The 17339-nt window shown below is 71.9% G+C and carries 14 protein-coding genes; 8 read left to right on the top strand and 6 right to left on the bottom strand.

Annotated features, from left to right (window positions below; genetic code table 11):
• Positions 1-4: 4 nt before the first annotated feature.
• Complete coding sequence (locus AX769_RS20130; protein ID WP_066282697.1) at positions 5-1144, top strand: cysteine desulfurase family protein; 1140 nt, start codon at positions 5-7, stop codon at positions 1142-1144.
• A 350-nt stretch (positions 1145-1494) separates the two neighbouring features.
• Here AX769_RS20130 and AX769_RS20125 read toward each other — a convergent pair whose 3' ends face one another.
• The 3 genes from AX769_RS20125 to AX769_RS20115 form a co-directional block, all read right to left on the bottom strand.
• On the bottom strand, positions 1495-3639 hold the full coding sequence (locus AX769_RS20125; RefSeq protein ID WP_066282694.1) for a fructose-specific PTS transporter subunit EIIC: 2145 nt from the start codon (positions 3637-3639) through the stop codon (positions 1495-1497).
• A gap of 84 nt (positions 3640-3723) precedes the next feature.
• Entirely contained in the window at positions 3724-4689 is a 966-nt protein-coding gene (locus AX769_RS20120; RefSeq protein WP_066282692.1) for a 1-phosphofructokinase family hexose kinase, read from the bottom strand.
• Entirely contained in the window at positions 4686-5474 is a 789-nt protein-coding gene (locus tag AX769_RS20115; protein ID WP_066282687.1) for a DeoR/GlpR family DNA-binding transcription regulator, read from the bottom strand. Before AX769_RS20115 ends, AX769_RS20120 begins: the two co-directional genes overlap by 4 nt.
• A gap of 136 nt (positions 5475-5610) precedes the next feature.
• Between AX769_RS20115 and AX769_RS20110 the strand changes: the two genes are divergently transcribed.
• Both AX769_RS20110 and AX769_RS20105 read left to right on the top strand, forming a co-directional pair.
• Complete coding sequence (locus AX769_RS20110; protein WP_066282683.1) at positions 5611-6252, top strand: hypothetical protein; 642 nt, start codon at positions 5611-5613, stop codon at positions 6250-6252.
• A 592-nt stretch (positions 6253-6844) separates the two neighbouring features.
• Positions 6845-7186, top strand: coding sequence for a VOC family protein (locus tag AX769_RS20105; protein WP_239451870.1), 342 nt, complete (start codon positions 6845-6847; stop codon positions 7184-7186).
• A 101-nt stretch (positions 7187-7287) separates the two neighbouring features.
• Here AX769_RS20105 and AX769_RS20100 read toward each other — a convergent pair whose 3' ends face one another.
• Together AX769_RS20100 and AX769_RS20095 are read right to left on the bottom strand one after the other, a co-directional pair.
• On the bottom strand, positions 7288-7992 hold the full coding sequence (locus tag AX769_RS20100; protein WP_066282681.1) for a fumarylacetoacetate hydrolase family protein: 705 nt from the start codon (positions 7990-7992) through the stop codon (positions 7288-7290).
• A gap of 12 nt (positions 7993-8004) precedes the next feature.
• Complete coding sequence (locus tag AX769_RS20095) at positions 8005-8952, bottom strand: D-2-hydroxyacid dehydrogenase family protein (protein WP_066282679.1); 948 nt, start codon at positions 8950-8952, stop codon at positions 8005-8007.
• 241 nt (positions 8953-9193) lie between these two features.
• On the opposite strand from AX769_RS20095, the gene AX769_RS20090 reads away from it, so the two are divergent.
• The 5 genes from AX769_RS20090 to AX769_RS24305 all read left to right on the top strand — a co-directional run bounded on the left by AX769_RS20090 (position 9194) and on the right by AX769_RS24305 (position 16574).
• Positions 9194-10837 (top strand): lipopolysaccharide biosynthesis protein, encoded by a 1644-nt coding sequence (locus AX769_RS20090; protein WP_066282678.1) that lies wholly within the window; start codon positions 9194-9196, stop codon positions 10835-10837.
• Between the two features lie 262 nt (positions 10838-11099).
• Positions 11100-12227, top strand: coding sequence for a glycosyltransferase family 2 protein (locus AX769_RS20085; protein WP_066282677.1), 1128 nt, complete (start codon positions 11100-11102; stop codon positions 12225-12227).
• A gap of 2 nt (positions 12228-12229) precedes the next feature.
• Positions 12230-13420: a glycosyltransferase family 4 protein gene (locus AX769_RS20080; protein WP_157887745.1), complete on the top strand. Its 1191-nt coding sequence runs from the start codon at positions 12230-12232 to the stop codon at positions 13418-13420.
• On the top strand, positions 13417-15630 hold the full coding sequence (locus tag AX769_RS24310; protein WP_066282671.1) for a hypothetical protein: 2214 nt from the start codon (positions 13417-13419) through the stop codon (positions 15628-15630). Before AX769_RS20080 ends, AX769_RS24310 begins: the two co-directional genes overlap by 4 nt.
• A complete protein-coding gene (locus AX769_RS24305) occupies positions 15627-16574 on the top strand; it encodes a PIG-L family deacetylase (protein ID WP_066282669.1) in 948 nt (315 codons plus the stop codon). The genes AX769_RS24310 and AX769_RS24305 overlap by 4 nt, the downstream gene beginning before the upstream one ends.
• An 82-nt stretch (positions 16575-16656) precedes the next feature.
• Here AX769_RS24305 and AX769_RS20065 read toward each other — a convergent pair whose 3' ends face one another.
• Positions 16657-17310 carry a DUF1275 family protein gene (locus tag AX769_RS20065; protein ID WP_204249259.1) on the bottom strand — a complete coding sequence of 218 codons (654 nt, stop codon included), beginning with the start codon at positions 17308-17310 and terminating at the stop codon, positions 16657-16659.
• Positions 17311-17339: the final 29 nt, after the last annotated feature.

Raw genomic sequence — 17339 nt, 5'->3', positions numbered from 1 at the left:
TCTCATGCTCTATCTCGACGCCGCCGCCACGACGCCCGTCCGCCGCGAGGCGCTCGAGGCGATGTGGCCGTACCTGACCGGTGACTTCGGCAACCCGTCGAGCCACCACACCGTCGGAGAGTCGGCGGCGCGCGGGCTGGCCCGGGCTCGCTCGCAGGTCGCCGAGATGCTCGGCTGCCGGCCGGCCGAGATCGTCTTCACGGGCGGCGGCACCGAGGCCGACAACCTCGCGATCAAGGGCATCGCCCTCGGCAGGCCGCGGGGGCGCCACATCGTCACGACGGCGATCGAGCACGAGGCGGTGCTCTCGTCGATCGACTACCTGGTGCGCACGCACGGCTTCGAGGTGTCGTTCGCGCCGCTCACCGCGGAGGGCCTCGTGACGCCGGCCGCGCTCGCCGCCGTGCTGCGGCCCGACACCACGCTGGTCTCGATCGCCCACGCGAACAACGAGATCGGAACGGTGCAGGATCTCGAGGCTCTCACGGCCGCCACCCGAGCCCACCGTGTGCCGTTCCACACCGATGCCGTGCAGTCGGCCGGTCAGCTGCCGGTCGACGTCGGCGCGCTCGGTGTGCAGGCCCTTTCTCTCTCGGGCCACAAACTCGGAGCCCCGAAGGGAACGGGCGTGCTGTTCGTCGCCGGCGCGCTGCCGCTCGAGCCGGTGCTGCACGGCGGCGGGCAGGAGCGCGGGCGGCGGTCGGGCACCGAGAACGTCGCGGGGGCGGTGGCGCTGGGCGTCGCAGCGTCGCTCGTGTCGCTCTCGCCGGTCTCGGTCGCTGCGCGCGACGACTTCATCGCCGCTGTGCTGGCGCGGGTACCGGGCGCGCAGCTGACCGGGGCCGACGGCGCGCCCGGCGCCCGGCGCCTGCCCCGCCATGCCTCGTTCGTCTTCCCCGGCACGAGCGGCGAGTCGGTGCTGCTCGAACTGGAGCGGCGCGGCGTGGTGTCGTCGAGCGGCTCGGCGTGCGCGGCCGGCAGCGACGAGCCCTCGCACGTGCTGACGGCCCTCGTCGTTCCGGCGGAGGTGGCGCAGACGGCCGTGCGCTTCACCTGGGCGGCCGACGTGACCGCCGCTCAGCTGCTCGAGGTGGCCGGCCTGCTGCGCGAGTCGGTGGCAGCGGTCCGCTCCATCGTCGCCTGAGCGGCTTTCGTCGCGGAGTCTTCGCGTGCCGCCTGGTCGAGTGCAGCGTCACCCGGGTAGCTTCCCCGTTGATCGAAGTCGGGCTGCGCCGGCCCGTTCACTGCCCCCCTGTTGGCAAAACAGGATTTGACGCTGACCCTCGGGACTTCCGCGCCGACGGCCGCTCGGGCCGCGCGGTTTCTCCTGTTTTGCCAAGGGCCAGGCCGACGCTCCGCCCCGGTCAGCGCCCCGCGGGCGGCGGGCGGGATCGCAGTTCGGCCCGGGTACGGGAGGGTGGCCGGGCCGAACTGCGATCCCGGGGCGGGCCGCCGGTGCCCAGGGCGCAAGCGCCGCGACGCCGAAGCGCCGCTCTAGACGGTGATGGGCGTGCGCTGGTCGACGAGGTCGGCCGCCGCGGCCGCGTCGGCCGTCGCCTCGGCGTCACCGGCCGGCAGCGCCGCCGACCGCCGCACGAAGCGCTTCAGCAGCACGAGCACGGCGGCCGCGACCACGGTGCCGGACAGGATGGCGACGATCCACATCAGCAGGTTGCCGATCGCGAAGAAGACGAAGATACCGCCGTGAGGCGCCTCGGAGGTGACCCCGGCGGCCATCGAGATGGCGCCGGTCACAGCCCCGCCCACCATCGCGGACGGGATGACGCGCAGCGGGTCGGCCGCGGCGAACGGGATGGCGCCCTCCGAGATGAACGAGGCGCCGAGCAGCCAGGCTGCGGCCCCGTTGTTGCGCTCGACCTGCGTGAACCCCCTGCGGTAGAGCACGGTCGACGCGAGAGCCATGGCGAGCGGCGGCACCATGCCGGCGCCCATCACGGCGGCCATGATCTCGAGCGGTGCCGGGTGCGCGGCAGAGCCCGCCGAGAGGCCGGCGACGGCGAACGCGTAGGCGACCTTGTTGACCGGGCCGCCGAGGTCGAAGCACATCATGAGGCCGAGGATGATGCCGAGCAGCACCACGCCGGATCCTGTCAGGGAGTTGAGCCAGAGGCCCAGCTCTTTCGTGATGAATGCGATCGGGCCGCCGAGCACGAGAAGGAGCAGGCCCGAGGCGAAGATCGACGCCAGCAGCGGGATGATCACGACCGGCATGAGACCGCGCACGAAACGCGGCACCTCGAAGCGGCCGATGAACCACGCTGCAAGACCGGCGAGCAGACCGCCGACGAGACCGCCGAGGAAGCCGGCGCCGAGGAAGACCGCGACCGAGCCCGCGACGAACCCGGGCGCGATGCCCGGGCGGTCGGCGATGGCGTAGGCGATGTAGCCCGCGAGCGCCGGCACCAGGAAGGCCAGCGAGAGCTGCCCGATCTCGAAGGCGGCGGCGCCGAGGTACCAGTGCAGCCCCTCCGGCGGCAGGTGCAGCAGGTTGTAGTTCATGAGGGCGTAGACGGCGTTGTTGACCGTATGGCCCGTCGCGGTCTTCGCGATGCTGTCGGTGCCGATCAGGAAGCCCAACGCGACCAGGAGGCCGCCGCCTGCGACGAACGGGATCATGTACGAGACCCCGGTCAAGAGCCACGTCTTGAGCGACGATCCGAAGCCGCGCCGCCCCTGCGCCATGGCCGGCCCCGAGGCGATGCTCGACGAGACACGGGCGGCATGCGGGTCGGAGGCTGCGGCGATGGCCTCCTCGACCATCTTCGTCGGCTCGTCGACGCCGCGCTTGACGGGCCCCTGCACGACGGGCTTGCCCGCGAAGCGCCCCTTGTCGCGCACGTCGACGTCGACGGCGAAGATCACGGCATCGGCGGCCTGGATGACGGCAGGATCCAGCGGGGTCACCTGGCCCGACCCCTGCGTCTCGATCTGCAGGTCGGCTCCGAGCTTGGTGGCGGCCGCGACCAGGGCGTCGGCGGCCATGTACGTGTGGGCGATGCCCGTGGGGCAGGCCGTGACGCCGACCAGCCTGACGCGCGGGGTCGAGGCGGCCCGGTCGGATCCTGCGCCCGCGGCAGCGCCCTCGGTGCCCGCCGCGGCGCCGGCGGCAGCGGCAGCACCTGTGGCAGGAGCCGACGTGCCGGTGACCCCGCGCGCCTGATCGACCTCGCCGCCCACCTCGTCGTCGACGAGCTTGACGATGTCGGCGGGGGTGGCCGCGGCTCGCAGCGCCGCGGTGAAGTCGTCGCGGATGAGCGCCCGGGCGAGAGTCGACAGCACCGTCATGTGGTCGGCGTCGGCGCCCTCGGGCACGGCGATCATGAAGACGATGTCGGCGTCGCCGTCAGGGGCGCCGAACGGGACCTTCCGCGACAGGCGCGAGAAGGCGAGCGTCGGCTCGACGACCGACGCCGAACGGGCGTGAGGGATCGCGATGCCACCGGGCACGCCCGTGCCGACGGACGCCTCGCGGGCGATGGCGTCGGCGGCGAGCGACTCGGCCGACCCGGCGCGCCCGGCGCCGGCGACGCGCGCGGCGAGGGCGTGGATCACATCGGACGACGTGCCCCCGAGGTCTTCGTCGAGCCCGACGAGATCGGTGCTGATGAGTGAGGACATGGGCTGGAGCTCCTTTGCTGCTGCGAATGGGTGGTGCCAGTTCAGTGATGCGACAAGTGGTGCGACGCGTGGGCCTGGGGAGGGTCAGCGCGCCTCGGCGGTGCGGCCGAAGGCGACGACGTCGATCTGCTCGGGGTGGGTCTGGTCGAGGGTCGGCACGACGCTGCCGGGCAGCGACGCCGCGGCCGCCCCGGATGCGACGGCCTGGGCGAGCCGACGTGGTGCGGTCGCGCCCGCCTCGTCGGCGAGCAGGTAGCCCGCGAGCGACGAGTCGCCGGCGCCGACGGTCGAGAGGGCGGTGATGGCGGGGGCTGCGGCGAACCACGCGCCGTCGCCGTCGACCAGCACGGCGCCCTGGGCTCCGAGCGTCAGAAGCACGGCCCCGACACCTCGCGCCTGCAGGAGCCGGGCACCCGCCACCGCGGCGTCGCGATCCGACTCGTAGTGGGCCGGGTCGCCGCCGACGACCTCCGCCAGTTCGTCGGCGTTGGGTTTCACCAGGTCGACGGGCACGCCGGAGTCGAGAAGGCAGCGGAACGGCGCCCCCGACGAGTCGACGGCGATGCGCGGGGCGCGGTCGCCGTGGACGAGCCGCACCGCGTGCACGACGCCGGCGAGGAAGTCGTCGGGCAGCCCGGGCGGAAGCGAGCCGGCGAGCACCAGCCAGTCGGCGCTCGCGGCGTGCTCGACGACGAGGTCGAGCAGTGCGATCGAGTGCGGCCCGAGGTCGGGCCCGGGCTCGTTGATCTTGGTCGTGGTGCCGTCGGGCTCGGTCAGTGTGACGTTCGCTCGTAGCCGCCCGTCGATGGGCAGCGACACCGTGCTCACCGAGCGGGCGCGCAAACCCACCAGCACGGGGTCGTCGAGGGCGCCCGGCAGGATGGCGACGGTGTCGCCTCCTGATGCCGCGATCGCCCGCGACACGTTGACGCCTTTGCCGCCGGGCTCGTCCGTGGTGCGGACGGAGCGTTGCACGGCCCCGCGGGCCAGGGGTGCGGAGAGCTCGATGGTGCGGTCGAGCGAGGGGTTGGGGGTGAGGGTGATGATCACGCGACGATCACCTCGACTCCGGATTCGGCCAGGGCGCCGGCGAGATCGGCCGGCGGCGCGACCTCGGTGATGAGCGTGTCGACCTCGTCGAGCCGGGCGAAGCGGGTGAGGGCTTCGGCGCCGTGCTTGGTCGAGTCCACGACGGCGACGACACGCCTCGCCGCCCGCACGTACGCGGTCTTCACCGCGCCCTCGAGCTCGTCGGGGGTCGACAGGCCGAAGCCGGCGCTGATGCCGTTCGACCCGACGAACGCGATGTCGGGGCGGAGGGCTGCGACCTGCTCGACAGTCGCGGTGCCGACGGCCGCGCTCGTCAGGCCTCGGACGCGGCCGCCGAGCAGCCGCAGGTCGATGTGAGGGCTGTGCTGGAGCATCGCGGCGATGGGCACCGCATTCGTGATGACGGTGAGCAGGCGGCCCGCCTCGGACGGCTGCCACGACGCGAGCTCGGCCGCCACGGCCGCGGTCGTCGTGCCGGCGTCGATGGCGACGGAGCCCACGAACGTCGGCGGCACGAGGTGTGCGGCGGCGCGGGCGATGGCGGCCTTGCCCGGCGTCTGCTGCCCCTGCCGCTCGTCGAAGCTGAGCTCGGAGACGCTCGTGTGGCCGCTTGCGACCGCACCACCGTGCACGCGCTGCAGAAGGCCGGCCTGTTCGAGCGAGTCGAGGTCGCGCCGGATGGTCTCGGTCGTCACGTCGAACCGGGCGGCGAGGTCGGCGACGACGACGCGCCCCTCGACGCGGAGCAGCTCGGTGATCGAGTCGTGTCGCTCCAGTGCGTACATCCGGTGACCTCCGCGTCGCCTACTCGTTGCTTTGCCTGTGCTTGCAGAGACGATATGCCCGAATGACACAGAAAACAAGACAATCGCAGACAATGCCAGATGTGTCGAGTGAGGAACCCCTGCGTACGCTCGAGTGATGACCACCATTTGCACCGCTGACGAGCGCTTCGTCGGCCGCATCGCCGGCGTCGGCACGGCCGCGAAGACCCGCATCGTGATGGGGCTGTGGGCGGAGTCACCCCTCGGCCGCTTCGCCGACGTGATGATCGAGACCGAGGTGGGCCATCGCCTCCTGCTGGCCCCGGGCGACGACGTCGCCGAGTACGTCTCGTCGACCTACACGTTCGACGAGGTGCGGGTCGTGCCGGTCTCGTGGCGCAAGGTCGACGGCGGGCTGGAGGTCGTCGCCGGGCGCGCGGGGGAGGAGCCCCTCTTGCACGCGCGGCTCGGCGTCGGCCGCATCACCTGGCTGGGCGCCCTGCTGCGGGCCGTGCCGTCGGCCTTCGCCACGCGGCCCGGCTGGCTCGGCCTCGTCGACCCGATCGCCCGCATCCTGGTGCCCGGGGCGGCCACAGCCGGCACCGCCGGTCGCGGCCGCCGCGAGTACTACGGCGTCACACTCGCCCGCCGCATCACGTCACTCGAGGCGACGTTCGAGGGGCAGGATCTCGGGGCCCTCGCCCGCCTGTCGCCTCCCGTCCGCTTCGGCTTCGGTTCGGCCCCGGCCACCCCCGCTCTCGTCGACGTCACGACCACCATCCGCGCCGCGCGCCCCTGACGGCCCCGGCCCGCGCGCCCCTGACGCCGCGCGCCCGTGACGCCGCGCGCCCGTGACGCCGCGCGCCCCTGACGGCCGGCGCCCCTGACGCCCCGCCCGCACGCCCGCGCACCGTCGCGCTGCCGCCGCTCGCATCCGGCATTGCACCCCGCGCCGCTCGCCCGCTGCCCGCCCGCGCCGTCGCACCCCGCGCCGCCGCCCCCGGTTGGTACAACCGGAGAATGCGCGCAGCTCGGCACAAGCGGCCGGGCGGTCTCGGCGCACTCTGCGCGAACTCCGGTTTTACCAACCGGCCGGCGCCGGGCGCGAGCCGCCTGCGCGGCCTCGCTGGCGCTGCGCGGCCTCGGCGGCAGCGGCCCGCCGCTCGTCGGAGGACTGGGCCGTTGGTGAAACCGGATTTTCTGCACGCACGGGCCGTGCGCACCGCGGCCCTCGTCGCGGCGGACGGCCTTCCCCTGTTTTGCCAACGGGGCGGGCGGCACCCACCCGGGTGCCGCAATGGAGGCGCGGCGGTGGCGCACCGGGACTGCGCCGGAGTAGACAGGGCGGCAGGACAGTTCGGTGGGCCAGCGTCGTCGTCGACAGCCGCGACGTGCACGCTCTGGCAGCGTGGTGGAGCGAGACTCTCGGCTGGCCGATCACCTACGATGCCGACGACGAGGTCGAGGTCTCGCCGGCCACCACGCTCGACGTGGCCTCGGCGAGCGTGCAACCGAGCCGGCCCACGCTGTCGCCGACGCTCACTTTCGTTTCCGTGCCCGAGGGCAAGACCGTCGAGAACCGCTTGCACGTCGACCTCGCGCCCGGTCCCGACGACGACCAGGCAGCCGACGTCCAGGCGCTCGTCGACCGCGGCGCCACCCGCATCGACATCGGCCAGGGCTCGGACATCACGTGGGTCGTGCTCGCCGACCCCGAGGGCAACGAGTTCTGAGACAGCACTTCGCGCGAGACCCGGGCTTTCGGCCGACTTCCCAGCGCCGCGGCGCGGTGACGCAGGCCGAAATGCCGGGTGTCGCAATGTCGGGCAACACGTCAGGCGGCGGGAGCGGCGCCGATCGTGAACTCGAACGAGCCGATGCCGGCCACGCCGCCGGTGACGGCGTCGCCGGGCGACACAGGGCCGACCCCCGAGGGCGTGCCGGTGAAGATCAGGTCGCCCGGCGCCAGCCGCCACGAGCGGGAGGCCGCGGCGACGATGTCGGCGACGGGCCAGATCATGTCGGCGAGGTCGCCGTCCTGCTGCACGCCGCCGTTGACCGCGAGCCAGATCCGCCCGGCGCCCGGCCCACCTGCCAGAGATGCTGCCGGAATCAGCGGGGTCACCGGGGCCGACGCGTCGAACCCCTTCGACACGTCCCACGGCCGTCGGGTGTCTTTGGCCTGCTGCTGCAGGTCGCGCCGCGTGAGGTCGACTCCGACGCCGTACCCCCACACGTGGTCGAGCGCGGACGTCGCGGGGATCGACGAGCCGCCGACGCCGATGGCGACGACCAGCTCGACCTCGTACTCCAGCCGAGACGTCTGCGTCGGGTAGGGCACCGTGCCCGACGCCGGCAGGATCGCGTCTCCCGGCTTCGAGAAGAAGAACGGCGGCTCACGGTCGGGGTCGCTGCCCATCTCGCGGGCGTGGTCGGCGTAGTTGCGGCCGACGCACAGGATGCGCCGCACCGGGAACAGGTCGGCGGAGCCGGCCACGGCGAGCGACGGGACGGCAGTAGGCGAGAAGACGTAGGTCATGACACCAGCCTGCTACAGCACGCGCAGAGGCGATCCGGCGTCGAACGCCAAGACGTCTTCGACGGCCTCGCCGAAGAAGACGCGGTAGACGTCGTCGACGACGTAGCCGATGTGGGGCAGCAGGATCACGTTCGAGAGCTTCCGCAGAGGGTCGGCCGCGGGCAGCGGCTCGACGTCGAACACGTCGAGGGCGGCACCGGCGAGCGTGTCGACCATCAGCGCCATCAGGAGGGCCTCCCCGTCGATGATCGGCCCGCGCGAGGTGTTGACGATGTACGCGGTCTCCTTCATCGTGGCGAGCTCTTCGGCACCGATGAGGCCGCGCGTGGAGTCGGTGAGGGGCATGTGCACCGAGACGAAGTCGCTGGTCGCGAACAGCTCTTCTTTGCTGACGGCGGTCGCGCCGTGCGCAGCCGCACGCGCGGGGGTGAGGTGTGGGCTCCAGGCGACCACTCGCATCCTGAAGGCGTTCGCGAGCTCGGCCGCCCAGGCGCCCTGCTTGCCGAGGCCCACGAGCCCGAGGGTCTTGCCCTCGATCCGGGTGCCGACGGTGTGCTGCCAGCCGCCCTCGTGCATCGAGCGGTCTTCGGTGATGATGTGGCGGGCGAGTGACACGATGAGGCCCATGGTCAGCTCGGCGACCTCGCGGCCTGATCCGCCGGTGCCGCTGACGACGACGCCCTGCTCGTGAGCTGCCGAGAGGTCGATCGCCGCGTTCGCCATCCCCGTCGTGACGAGCAGCTTGAGGTCTGGCAGCTGCGCCAGCACCGAAGCAGGGAAGGCGGTGCGCTCGCGCATGGCGACGACGATCTCCGACGCCTCCAGCCGGGAGATCAGCTCATCGCCGTCGAGGTGCGTCGTCACGACGTCGATGTCGTGGCTATCGGCGACCGCGCTCCAGTCGGCGGAGGCGAGGGCGACCGACTGATAGTCGTCGAGGATGGTGAGTCGAGCGCGCATGACTCCAGGCTATCGGCCCCTGAGAATTCATTCGGGTACAGACTAGACACACTTGTCTGTCACCACAAAGCGTCATTGTGACCCCAAGGTTGGTCGCCTACCGTTGAACCAACCGATGCCGGCCCATCGGGGCCGGCCGCTCCCTCCGACTCGGAACCCGAACCGACAGGATCCCCTTGCGCGACCAGCGACCCCCTGCCCTCCCCGCACGCGCGGGTCGAGTATCGACAGAGCAGAAGCGATGAGCGCGCCCGAGACGGCCGAGATGTCGCAGGCCGCACCCGTCTCCGGCGCCGCCCGGACGGGCGAGCAGTCGCCTGCCGAGCAGGCTGCCGAGCACGGCACCGAGCAGACCACCGAGCCGACGAACTCCGGCCTCTTCGGCCGCGGCCTGCTCTACGTGGTGGTCTGGTCGCTGCAGCTGCTCGGCTCGACGATCGTGTCGCCAATCCTGGCGCACCTGCTCGGCCCGACCCAGTTCGGCTCGCTCGCCACGGCGATCGCGCTCTACCAGGTGCTCAGCGTCGTGGCCCTCCTGGGGCTCGACCAGGCGCTCGTGCTGCAGCGCGCCGAAGACGGCGACGCCCGTGACTCCCGCGGTCTCGTCGCCGTGGCCGTCGTCATCTCCTTCCTCGTCACGGCGCTCGCACTCCTGACGTCGCCGATCTGGGGCGGTGCCCTCGGCTTCACGGCCGAGCCGAAGCTCGTGATCCTCGTGATCCTGTGGACGGGGCCGTCGGCCGCCGTTCAGGTGATGCTCTCGCTGCTGATCGCCGAGGACCGCCTCCGCACCTTCTCGATCGTCAGCGTGCTGAGCGCCGTCGGCGGCTCGTTCGTCGGGCTGATCCTGCTCGTCACCATCCCCGGCTCCGACGCGATCACCTACGCCTGGGGCGGCGTCGTCTGCCAGTTCCTCGCGATGTTCGTCGGTTTCGCGGTCACGAAGCCCAGGATCCGCGGGCTCTGGCAGTGGAAGGTCACCGGGCGTGCGATCACCCTGGGCATTCCGCTCGCGCTCGGGTCGCTCGCCTACTTCGTGCTCAACGCGGGTGACCGCGTGATCGTGCAGCGCGACCTCGGGGCGACCGAGGTGGGTCGCTACCAGGTGGCCTACGTGGTCGGCTCCGCGGTGATCCTGCTGCTAAACTTCACGAACTCGGCGTGGACGCCGCAGTTCGCGAGACTCCGCAGCGAGGTCGCCCGGTACGCCCTGGCGATGCGGTCGCGCGACGAGCTCTACCGTCTGCTGATGCCGATCACGCTGGCCGTGACCCTCGTGTCGCCTCTCGCGCTGCGGATCCTGGCTCCGGCGAGCTTCAAGCCGAACGACCTCACCCTCGTCGTCTTCATCGTGGCGCTCACCGCCTTCCCGGTCGCCGCGAGCGGCGCCACCGACCGGCTGCTGATCGTGCAGCGGCGCGGCAAGACGCTCGGCGCGCTCGCCGGCGTGGCAGCGGTCGTCAACATCGCCGTCAACCTCGTGCTCGTGCCGATCATGGGCATCACCGGGGCGGCTCTGGCCACGCTCGTGGCGTACAGCGTGCTCGCGATCCTGCAGCTGCGAGCCCTCCGTGGCTGGCGGCGCGGCTCGACCGGGCGTCGAGCGGCGACGAAGCCGCCCTGGCGCGGGCCGTCCGCGACCATCACCCTCATGATCTTCGCGTCCGTGCTCGTCGCCGGCGCCTCCATCCTGCTTCCGCAGACCCTCGCCTGGAACCTCGGGCGCACGGCCGCGGCGCTCGCCTGTCTGCCCTGGTTCCTCGTCCGGCTCCGGTCGGCGCGGAGCGCGGGCGACGCCACCGAATCCACTTCCATCTCTGACGACTCCGACGGTGCGCCCGAAACGCCCGCCGACGTCCACACCACCGGGGGGACCCCAGCATGACCTCACACGACCACGCGGCACTCGAAGAGGCCGGCCCGAAGCCCCGCCGCGTCCTCAACATCGACCTCGCGCAGGGCATCCCCGACATCGTCGGCGACGACCGCTACTCGACGGCCCTGGTGATCGGCTGGCTCGACGAGGTGCCCGTCGGCGCCGTCGACATCGTCCTCGGCGAGACCCCTGACGTCGCCGCCGCGCAGCTCGTCGAGCTGGCCGCGACCCGGCCCCCGACACCGACCGTGACTACGACTCCGGGCTGCCGATGCCGAGCGTCTCGGTCGTGGTCTGCACGATGGTGGCTCGCGAAGACGACCTGCGGCAGCTGCTCACGGGCCTTGCCCGCCAGCAGTACGAGGGCGAGCACGAGTTCATCCTGGTCGACAACCGAGTCGTCGACCCCGAGTTCGACATCCTGCCGGGCCTCCTCGAGCCGTACCCGCACATTCGCGTGGTGCACCAGCGGAAGGCCGGCATCGCGGCCGCCCGCAACGCCGGCCTCGCCGCCGCGCGCTACGACGTCGTCGCCTACACCGACGACGACGTGCGGGTCGACGACAACTGGCTGCGGGTGATCGGCGAGCGCTTCTCGCGCCGCGACCGCATCGACGTGATGACCGGCATGATCCTGCCGGCCGAGCTCGAGACACCGGCGCAGTTCTGGTTCGAGCGCTATTACGGCGGCTTCAGCGGCGAGCGCCTCTTCGCGCCCGCCCTCCTGCGCGCCGTCGACGACGTGCCGCGCCTGATCCGCGGGTCGCGCATCGCGGCGTACGGGGCCGACGGGTTCGAGTCCGCCCGCTTCGCCGTCTACGGCGTCGGGGCGTACGGCGCAGGGGCCAACATGTCGTACCGTCGCGAATCGCTGATCGCCGCGGGCGGCTTCGACAACGCTCTCGGCACAGGCACCCCGGCTCTCGGCGGCGAAGACCTGGCCACCCTGATGACGATGCTCTGGCGAGGCGACAAGCTCGCCTTCGAGCCCGGCGCCGTGGTGCATCACCGGCACCGGCAGTCGCTCCGCGAGCTCGAGAGCCAGCTGCACGGCTACGGCCTCGGCTTCACGGCGTTGCTGTTCGCCCTCACCGCGGCCGATCCGCGCCACCTGCTGGGCCTCGGCTGGCAGGTGCCGCTCGCCTCCGTGACGATGGTCAAGCAGACGATCGGCCGCGTCGTCACCCGCTCGCGCGGCACGGCCGGCCCGCAGCAGACCGCTGTCGAGCAGGCCCTCGACACCGGCTACCCCGCGTCGCTCGTCTTCGACGAGCTCAGCGGCTACCCCAAGGGCCCCCTCGCCTATCTCCGCAGCCGACGCTGGTGGAAGTCGACGCAGGCGCTCAAAGCCGCACCCGAGGTCGTCCGCGAGGGCACCTCGGTCGGCGCGAGGGCGTGACGGTGGTGCTCGATTCGAGGCATGCGACCGCCGGCGGGCACGGAAGCCGCCGGCGCGACCCGCGTGCCCGCTTGCGCATCCTGACGTCGACCGAGTTCTTGGAGCCGGTCGGCGGCATCGAGCTGTGCCTCGACGAGGACACCCGCGCGCTCGTGGCCGACGGCCACGCCGTCGAGATCCTCTATGCGCGTGACGGGTCGATGCGGCGGGGCTTCGAAGCCGAAGGCGTCAGGATGACGGGTCCGTTCTCGTTCCTGTTCCGGCCGAACCACGCGCTGCGCGACCTCGCCCGTTTCGTGCGCGCCGCCCGCGCCGCTCGCCGCTCCCACGCCGACGTGCTCTGGCTCAACCGCCCGGAGTACCTCGTCTGGGGTCAGGTCGTCGCGCGGATCGCACGGCTGCCACTCGTCGTGCACCTGCATCACGCCCCCAATTACAACAACCTCGGCCTTCTCTCGCGGAGGGTCGCCCGGTTCGTCGCCGTCTCCGACTACATGAAGCAGGAGTGGGTCGATCGCGGCATCCCGGAAGACCGCGTCGCCGTCGTGCCGAACGCCGTGCCGCCCGACAAGTACCCCTTCGCCGACCTCTCCGACGAGGCCGAGGCCAAGATCGCCCTCGGCGTCGACCCCGGCACGCGCGTCGCGCTCTACCTCGGCCGCCTGGTCGAGAGCAAGGGCGTGGCGACGCTGCTCGACGCGTGGCGCGGCCTCGGCCTCGCCCCGTCGAAGGCGGTCCTGGTGCTCGCGGGCTCGGACGCCGACGGGCCCATCGCGCAGCTGCTGTCGGCGATGCCCGAGGGCTCCGTGCGCGTCCTGCCCGTGCAGAGCGATGTGCTGCCGCTGCTCACCGCGGCAGACGTCGTCGTCTCGCCCTCGATCGCGCCCGAAGGCTTCGGCCGCGTGCTGGTCGAGGCGATGTCGACCGGTCGCCCCGCCATCGGCACGCGCCAGGGCGGAATGGTCGACGTGCTCACGGGCGAGATGGCGCCGATGCTCGTCATCCCCGGCGACGCGGAGGGCCTGGCGACCCGGCTGTCGCAGCTGCTCGACTGGCACGAGAGCGACCCGCTGCTGGGCCTCCGTTGCCGCGCCTTCGTCGAGACGCACTTCTCGTACGAGAGGCACGTCGACGACCTCGAGAACGTCCTGATGGCTGCGAGCGCAGCCCGGAAAGCACCAGTGAACCGATGACCACCCAGCTCGAAGCGCCCCCCGCGACCGATCCCCGGCCGCGCCTCGCGCCCCTGCGCGCCGCCGAGATCGGCCTCGCCGTCTTCGGCATCGTCGCGGCGGTTCTGATCGGGCTCGACGCCCAGGGCCCCGTCCGTACCATCGTCGTGCTCGTCGCTTTGATGCTGGTGCCCGGCTGGACACTGCTGCGCCGCTTCGCCGCCATCGAACCGGCTGCGCGCGTCGCCCTGACCCTGATCGGCAGCATCCTGTTCGAGACCGTCGTTGCCGTCGGGATGGTGTGGACGCACTTCTGGCACCCGAAGCCCGCCGCCGTCGCGATCCTGGTGATCGCCGCCGTCCTCATCGCGCGAAAGCCCGCAGGCGCGCTCGCCGTCGATTCAGGATCAGGGGCCGAGCTCGACCCCGCCCCCGCCCGCCCGGCGTCGGCCCAGGGCCACCGGCTCGCCCGCCCGGTGCTCGGCGCGTGGATCGCCCTCGCGGTCGCCTTCGTTCTCTGGATCGTCGGCGTCTCGCTGACGAACTCCACGGACCTCGGCCAGCTGGGCCTCCTCGCCGCCTTCCCCGCCGTCTGGTACGTCTCGGTCGCCCTGGCCTTCGCGGTCGTGATGTTCGGCCTCTTCACGAAGCTGCGCTCGCACGGGCTCCTCGCCGGGAGCATCGCGACGCTGATCGTGATCCTCTACGCCTCGGCCGACGTGGTCGAGAACGCACCCCGCCTGCCCTGGGTGTACAAGCACATCGCCGTCACGAACTACATCGCCACGCACGGCAGCGTGAAGCCGTCGATCGACATCTACAACCGCTGGCCGGGCTTCTTCTCGTTCGCCGCCTCTCTCGGCACCTCGATCGGCCTGCCGAACGCGGTCGACTACGCCGCATGGGCCGAGGTCGCCTTTGCGCTCGTCGACGGCCTCCTCGTGCTCGCGATCGCCCGTTCGATCTCGCGCCACCGGCGCTGGGCCTGGACCGCGGTGATCGTGTTCACCGTCGGCAACTGGGTGGGCCAGAACTACTACTCGCCGCAGGCGTTCGCGTTCATGCTCTACCTGACGGCCGCGCTCGTGGCCGTCCACACCCTCGGGGGCGAGCCCCGGCGACCGCTGAGATGGCTCGAAAACGTGCTCGCGACCCCGGCTCGACGGTTTGGTCGCACGATCAACGGCGAGCTGCTGGGCGCGGGCCGGTCGCCCCGTGCACGCGTCCTGGCGATCGTCGCGATCATCGTGCTGCAGGTCGTCATCACGTTCAGCCACCAGCTCACGCCCTACGTGGCGATCCTGGCGCTTCTGCCTCTGCTGGTCTTCGGCTACCTGCGCCCGCTCTGGCTCGCCCTGGTCGTGGTCGTGGTGCCGGTCGTCTACCTGATCCCGAACCTCGGCTACGTCGAGACGAACTTCGGCCTGTTCTCGAGCTTCGATCCCGTCGCCAACGCCAGCACGGCGTCGGTGAGCACGTTCGGCGTCTCGGAGGCGGCGACACTGCAGAGCCACGGTGTCATCCTGCTGACCGGCGTCGCCGTCGTGCTGGCTCTCGCCGGGTTCGTTCGTCGCATCCTGAACGGCCACGTGCGCACGACGCTCGTGGTGGCGTGGCTGGCGTTCGCCCCGGTGTTCACGTTCTTCGGCCAGAGCTATGGCGGCGAGGGCAAGTTCCGGGTGTTCCTCTTCGGCCTGCCGTTCTACGCCATGGGCGTGGCCTGGCTCTTCTGGTCGGGCAAGCGCCCGGCGATCCGCATGACCGGGCTGATCGCCGCGCTCACCGTCCTGCTGATCCTGTTCGTCGGCACCTACTTCCAGCCCGAGGCGAGCCTCCGCATCTCGCGCGCCGACGTCAACGGGGCGCTGTGGCTCGACGCGCACTTCAACGACGACGACACCGTGTTCAGCGTCGACGACACCTTCCCGCTGCTGATCGGGCCGAACTACCCGAAGCAGCTGCTGCGCTACGCCCAGTCGACGGCCATGACCGACGTCAAGAACGAGGACCCGACCAGGGTGAACAACAAGCGCCTCGAAGAGCTCATCGCGCAGCGCTACGACGGCGGCACCACCTGGGTCGCCTTCTCTCCCAATCAGACGCACACGGCCATCGAGAGCGGCACGTTCACCCGAGCCGAGATCACCTCGATCGAGAGCCACATCGCCGCCGAGTCGACCCTGGCCTACAGCCACGACGGCACCGAGATCTACGCGCTGACCAAAAAATGACGCCCTACGTCCGAATTGCGAGGCGCCGCCTGGCGCGCCTCGCAGCGCAAGCCCGAGCGGCGAGGCAGCAGCAGCAGCAGCGGGCTGCGGCCGCCGTGTCGACGCTGCCCTCGGCCTCGGCCTCGGTGTCGGTCGGCGGCACGCTGCGCATCCTCGCGCACCAGGACGACGACCTGCTCTTCCAGAGCCTCAGCCTTCAGGCAGACGTCGACGAGCGCACCCCGATGACGACCGTGTACCTGACGGCGGGAGACGACGACGACGAGGAGTGGTACTGGAAGGCGCGCGAGGCCGGCGTCCGCGCCGCCTACGCCGCCATGCTCGGAGTCGGCGACGTCTGGCTCGACGAGGAGCGCTCTCTGTCCGTCGGACCCGGCGCACCGGCCATCCCGGTCGCGCAGGCGACCCTGGCCGCGGCCCCACGGGTGCGCCTGCTGTTCCTGCGCCTGCCAGACGGCGGCGTCGACGGCGCGGGCGGCCGGCGGTCGGGCGGCGCGAGCCTGCGGCGGCTGTGGGAGGGCGGCCAGTCGACCATCACCGCCGTCGACGGCAGTGCCACCCACACCCTGGCCAGCCTGCACGCCGCGCTGCGTTCGATCATGGACGAGACCCGGCCGACCCGCATCCTGACGCTCGATCACATCGGCGCTTTCGGCGACGGCGACCACAGCGACCACCACGTCGCGGCCTACCTCGCCGAGCGTGTCCATGCCGAGGGGCGGCCGGCCGGGTCGGGCGCGCCGAGCTTCGCGGGGTACCGCGGCTACACGCTCGAGCGCTTTCCTGCGAACCTCAGCTCGAAGCAGATCGCGGCGAAGGAGGCGGCCTTCTTCGTCTATGCGCAATCCGACTGGAAGACCTGCGCCACCGAGCGGGCCTGCATGGTGCGGCCCGAAGGCGCCTGGCTGACCCGCGAGTACGAAGTGAGCCGGGTGACCGCCTAGGGCGTCGGATCCTGCCGCCCTGCGCTTCTGCGCGCCTGCGCGTCTGCGCGTCTGCGCGTCTGCGCGTCTGAGCGTCTGAGTGTCAGGCGTGCTGCCACGCGGCGTCGCGTCGGCTCGCCGCGGCTGCCCCGCCGAACGTCACCACGAGCAGCGCGAGCGCCAGTGCGAGCCCGGCGACGCTGCCCAGCGACAGCACCAGCAGCGCCCCCACGAAGGCGCCCACCAGCATCGCCAGCACCGCGACGATGCGCCGGGAGGCCGTGCGTCGATCGCCCTTCCGCAGGTCCGAGCCGATGCCCGTCAAGGTCATCGTCAGCACAGTGGTGGTCATGTCGGGCACGGCAAGCTGTCGCACGACGGAGTTCTGGAACCCCAGGGCCAGAGCCGCGCAGGCCAGGATCACGACCTGGTCGCCGATCGGCAGGGTGGCCGACCCACGCACCCCGCTGCTCGCCCCCGAGGCCACTGCCGCGATCGCCACCACGAGTGCCGCGGCGAACAGCACGCACTGGATCGCCAGCGAGTTGCGCAGCAGCACGCCGCGGTTCGACGCCGTGCGGGCGATGAGCGAGCCGCCGCCGCTCGCCCCGACGAGGAAGGCGGCCAGCGCCACGAGCGACCCCCAGATCGAATAGCCCGGCGCGCCGGCCAGGGCGAACCCGATGAAGACGACGTTGCCCGTCATGTTGGCGACGAAGACCCGGCCGAGCCCCAGGATGCTGGTGGCGTCGATCACCCCGTGGTGATCGTCAGCACGAGCAGCAG

It is taken from the genome of Frondihabitans sp. PAMC 28766, assembly GCF_001577365.1.
Taxonomy (GTDB): Bacteria; Actinomycetota; Actinomycetes; order Actinomycetales; family Microbacteriaceae; genus Frondihabitans.
This window is presented reverse-complemented; position numbering and strand designations above follow the sequence as displayed.

Bases quoted from the DNA above. Each gene is read 5' to 3' on its own strand.
- AX769_RS20130 (WP_066282697.1), top strand. From the start codon at position 5: ATGCTCTATCTCGACGCCGCCGCCACGACGCCCGTCCGCCGCGAGGCG.
- AX769_RS20125 (WP_066282694.1), bottom strand. From the start codon at position 3,639: ATGTCCTCACTCATCAGCACCGATCTCGTCGGGCTCGACGAAGACCTC.
- AX769_RS20115 (WP_066282687.1), bottom strand. From the start codon at position 5,474: ATGTACGCACTGGAGCGACACGACTCGATCACCGAGCTGCTCCGCGTC.
- AX769_RS20110 (WP_066282683.1), top strand. From the start codon at position 5,611: ATGACCACCATTTGCACCGCTGACGAGCGCTTCGTCGGCCGCATCGCC.
- AX769_RS20100 (WP_066282681.1), bottom strand. From the start codon at position 7,992: ATGACCTACGTCTTCTCGCCTACTGCCGTCCCGTCGCTCGCCGTGGCC.
- AX769_RS20095 (WP_066282679.1), bottom strand. From the start codon at position 8,952: ATGCGCGCTCGACTCACCATCCTCGACGACTATCAGTCGGTCGCCCTC.
- AX769_RS20090 (WP_066282678.1), top strand. From the start codon at position 9,194: ATGAGCGCGCCCGAGACGGCCGAGATGTCGCAGGCCGCACCCGTCTCC.
- AX769_RS20085 (WP_066282677.1), top strand. From the start codon at position 11,100: ATGCCGAGCGTCTCGGTCGTGGTCTGCACGATGGTGGCTCGCGAAGAC.
- AX769_RS24310 (WP_066282671.1), top strand. From the start codon at position 13,417: ATGACCACCCAGCTCGAAGCGCCCCCCGCGACCGATCCCCGGCCGCGC.
- AX769_RS24305 (WP_066282669.1), top strand. From the start codon at position 15,627: ATGACGCCCTACGTCCGAATTGCGAGGCGCCGCCTGGCGCGCCTCGCA.